Annotated in this window: 2 rRNA genes; both read right to left on the bottom strand. The window is 51.2% G+C overall.

The features are described from left to right. Window positions 1–11 precede the first annotated feature (11 nt). Window positions 12–2,908: ribosomal RNA gene (locus tag CWI69_RS12240) — 23S ribosomal RNA — on the bottom strand. Window positions 2,909–3,170: 262 nt separating this feature from the next. Then, window positions 3,171–4,712, bottom strand: a 16S ribosomal RNA gene (locus CWI69_RS12235). The 16S and 23S rRNA genes sit together here, the layout of an rRNA operon. Between the last annotated feature and the right edge of the window lie 190 nt (window positions 4,713–4,902).

Below are 4,902 nucleotides of genomic sequence, written 5' to 3'. Positions count from 1 at the left end.
TTCGGTGTTGTATGGTTAAGCCTCACGGGCAATTAGTACGGGTTAGCTCAACGCATTACTACGCTTCCACATCCCGCCTATCAACGTCGTCGTCTTCAACAACCCTTCAGAGCACTTACGTGCTAGTGAGAGCTTATCTTGAGGCTCGCTTCCCGCTTAGATGCTTTCAGCGGTTATCGATTCCGAACGTAGCTACCGGGCAGTGCCATTGGCATGACAACCCGAACACCAGCGGTTCGTTCACTCCGGTCCTCTCGTACTAGGAGCAACCCCTCTCAACTCTCAAACGCCCACGGCAGATAGGGACCGAACTGTCTCACGACGTTCTAAACCCAGCTCGCGTACCACTTTAAATGGCGAACAGCCATACCCTTGGGACCGACTACAGCCCCAGGATGTGATGAGCCGACATCGAGGTGCCAAACACCGCCGTCGATATGAACTCTTGGGCGGTATCAGCCTGTTATCCCCGGAGTACCTTTTATCCGTTGAGCGATGGCCCTTCCATTCAGAACCACCGGATCACTATGACCTACTTTCGTACCTGCTCGACGTGTCTGTCTCGCAGTTAAGCTGGCTTGTGCCATTACACTAACCGTACGATGTCCGACCGTACTTAGCCAACCTTCGTGCTCCTCCGTTACTCTTTGGGAGGAGACCGCCCCAGTCAAACTACCCACCAGGCACTGTCCTCAATCCCGATAAGGGACCTAAGTTAGAACATCAAACATACAAGGGTGGTATTTCAAGGATGGCTCCACACCAACTAGCGCCAGTGCTTCAAAGCCTCCCACCTATCCTACACATGGAGGTTCAATGTTCAGTGCCAAGCTGTAGTAAAGGTTCACGGGGTCTTTCCGTCTAGCCGCGGGTACACCGCATCTTCACGGCGATTTCAATTTCACTGAGTCTCGGGTGGAGACAGCGTGGCCATGGTTACACCATTCGTGCAGGTCGGAACTTACCCGACAAGGAATTTCGCTACCTTAGGACCGTTATAGTTACGGCCGCCGTTTACCGGGGCTTCGATCAAGAGCTTCGCTTACGCTAACCCCATCAATTAACCTTCCGGCACCGGGCAGGTGTCACACCCTATACGTCCACTTTCGTGTTTGCAGAGTGCTGTGTTTTTAATAAACAGTCCCAGCCACCTGGTCACTGCGGCCAGCTCCAGCTCCCCCCGCAAGGGGTTCACTAGCTCTGGCGTACCTTCTCCCGAAGTTACGGTACTATTTTGCCTAGTTCCTTCACCCGAGTTCTCTCAAGCGCCTTAGTATTCTCTACCTGACCACCTGTGTCGGTTTCGGGTACGGTCAATATATACCTGAAGCTTAGAGGCTTTTCCTGGAAGCAGGGCATCAACAACTTCGCACCCTTAGGTGCTCGTCTCGTATCTCAGTCTCTCACTTAAGAGAACGGTCCGGATTTACCTAAACCGTTAACCTACTTACTTTCACCGGGATTACCAACACCCGGCTTGCCTAGCCTTCTCCGTCCCCCCATCGCAGTATATATCGGTTCAGGAATATTAACCTGATTCCCATCGACTACGCCTCTCGGCCTCGCCTTAGGGGCCGACTTACCCTACCCTGATTAGCATGGGATAGGAAACCTTGGTCTTCCGGCGTGGGAGTTTTTCACTCCCATTATCGTTACTCATGTCAGCATTCGCACTTCTGATACCTCCAGCAGACTTCTCAATCCACCTTCAACGGCTTACAGAACGCTCCCCTACCCCACATACATAAGTATGTAGCCGCAGCTTCGGTGCATGGCTTAGCCCCGTTACATCTTCCGCGCAGGCCGACTCGACTAGTGAGCTATTACGCTTTCTTTAAAGGGTGGCTGCTTCTAAGCCAACCTCCTAGCTGTCTGAGCCTTCCCACATCGTTTCCCACTTAGCCATGACTTCGGGACCTTAGCTGGCGGTCTGGGTTGTTTCCCTCTTCACGACGGACGTTAGCACCCGCCGTGTGTCTCCCGGATAGTACTCACTGGTATTCGGAGTTTGCATGGGGTTGGTAAGTCGGGATGACCCCCTAGCCCAAACAGTGCTCTACCCCCAGTGGTATTCGTCCGAGGCTCTACCTAAATAGATTTCGGGGAGAACCAGCTATCTCCGGGCTTGATTAGCCTTTCACTCCGAGCCACAGGTCATCTCCTAATTTTTCAACATTAGTGAGTTCGGTCCTCCAATTGATGTTACTCAATCTTCAACCTGCCCATGGCTAGATCGCCCGGTTTCGGGTCTATACCTTGCAACTAAGCGCCCAGTTAAGACTCGGTTTCCCTACGGCTCCCCTATTCGGTTAACCTTGCTACAAAATATAAGTCGCTGACCCATTATACAAAAGGTACGCAGTCACCCTCACGAAGAAGGCTCCTACTGCTTGTACGTAGACGGTTTCAGGTTCTATTTCACTCCCCTCGCCGGGGTTCTTTTCGCCTTTCCCTCACGGTACTGGTTCACTATCGGTCAGTTGGGAGTATTTAGCCTTGGAGGATGGTCCCCCCATATTCAGTCAAGATAACACGTGTCCCGACCTACTCGTTTTCACATCCATGGCATCGTCGTGTACGGGACTATCACCCTGTATCGTCAAGCTTTCCAGCTCGTTCCACTAACACCATGATTGCTTAAGGGCTAATTCCCGTTCGCTCGCCGCTACTAGGGAAATCTCGGTTGATTTCTTTTCCTCCGGGTACTTAGATGTTTCAGTTCTCCGGGTTCGCTTCCTTAACCTATGAATTCAGTTAAGGATAGTGTGCAAGCACACTGGGTTTCCCCATTCGGAAATCCATGACTCATGCGGCTCTTACTGCCTCATCATGGCTTATCGCAAGTTAGTACGTCCTTCATCGCCTCCAACTGCCTAGGCATCCACCGTCTACGCTTCGTCACTTAACCATACAACCCGAAAGTGTCTAACTTTCAAATCATATGGGCTGTTCTCGATGCTATACACAAGTTCGATACGCCTCTACCAAAATAGGTTGATTCAAGTAGAGTGGCATTTCATTACTTTATTACAATCAGCTTGTTCATATTGTTAAAGAGCGTGTAACACAAAGTTACCGGTAAGCATTTTAACGGCAGACCCAGTTTCTCTTGTTACATCTACCAAACCAGGCAATCTGTGTGAGCACTTAACTTCTTCAAGGCTGTTTCATAAGGAGGTGATCCAGCCGCAGGTTCCCCTACGGCTACCTTGTTACGACTTCACCCCAGTCATGAACCACACCGTGGTAAACGCCCTCCCGAAGGTTAAGCTATCTACTTCTGGTGCAGCCCACTCCCATGGTGTGACGGGCGGTGTGTACAAGGCCCGGGAACGTATTCACCGTGGCATTCTGATCCACGATTACTAGCGATTCCGACTTCACGGAGTCGAGTTGCAGACTCCGATCCGGACTACGACGCACTTTTTGAGATCCGCTTACTATCGCTAGCTTGCTTCCCTTTGTATGCGCCATTGTAGCACGTGTGTAGCCCATCCCGTAAGGGCCATGATGACTTGACGTCGTCCCCACCTTCCTCCGGTTTATCACCGGCAGTCTCCACAGAGTTCCCACCTTTACGTGCTGGCAACTGAGGATAAGGGTTGCGCTCGTTGCGGGACTTAACCCAACATCTCACAACACGAGCTGACGACAGCCATGCAGCACCTGTCTCAGAGTTCCCGAAGGCACAGTCTTATCTCTAAGACCTTCTCTGGATGTCAAGGGATGGTAAGGTTCTTCGCGTTGCATCGAATTAAACCACATGCTCCACCGCTTGTGCGGGCCCCCGTCAATTCATTTGAGTTTTAACCTTGCGGCCGTACTCCCCAGGCGGTCAACTTAGTGCGTTAGCTGCGTTACTCACCTTGTTTATAAGACGAACAACTAGTTGACATCGTTTACGGCGTGGACTACCAGGGTATCTAATCCTGTTTGCTCCCCACGCTTTCGTACCTCAGCGTCAGTTTTTGACCAGGTGGCCGCCTTCGCCACTGGTATTCCTTCCTATATCTACGCATTTCACCGCTACACAGGAAATTCTACCACCCTCTTCAAAACTCGAGCCTGCCAGTTCAAAATGCCATTCCCAGGTTGAGCCCGGGGCTTTCACATCTTGCTTAACAGGCCGCCTACGTACGCTTTACGCCCAGTAATTCCGATTAACGCTTGCACCCTCCGTATTACCGCGGCTGCTGGCACGGAGTTAGCCGGTGCTTCTTCTGTGGCTAACGTCAATCGTTGCAGCTATTAACTACAACGCCTTCCTCACCACTGAAAGTGCTTTACAACCCGAAGGCCTTCTTCACACACGCGGCATGGCTGCATCAGGGTTTCCCCCATTGTGCAATATTCCCCACTGCTGCCTCCCGTAGGAGTCTGGGCCGTGTCTCAGTCCCAGTGTGGCTGATCATCCTCTCAGAACAGCTAGAGATCGTCGCCTTGGTGAGCCTTTACCCCACCAACTAGCTAATCTCACTTGGGCCCATCTTTAGGTGTGAGGTCCGAAGATCCCCCACTTTGGTCCGTAGACATTATGCGGTATTAGCCACAGTTTCCCGTGGTTGTCCCCCTCCTAAAGGCAAGTTCCCAAGTATTACTCACCCGTCCGCCGCTCGTCAGCGGGTAGCAAGCTACCCCTGTTACCGCTCGACTTGCATGTGTTAGGCCTGCCGCCAGCGTTCAATCTGAGCCATGATCAAACTCTTCAGTTTAAAGTGTTTAATCGACCCATTGAATCAATGACTTAATAAATCTTAATTTGTTAAGCACTTTTCCAATCAGTCAGGTGTATTCTCTTCGTTATACGAAAGAATACTCGCATCCGAAGATGCTTTTTCTCTGCCTGAATCCGGTAAGTGCCCACACAGTTTGCTTGGCTTGGTATATTGTTAAAGAGCGTTC

Origin of the sequence: Pseudidiomarina halophila, assembly GCF_003987215.1 — a bacterium.
GTDB lineage: Bacteria > Pseudomonadota > Gammaproteobacteria > Enterobacterales > Alteromonadaceae > Pseudidiomarina > Pseudidiomarina halophila.
The sequence above is the reverse complement of the archived record's forward strand: the minus strand, read 5'-3'. Positions and strand labels throughout refer to the sequence as shown.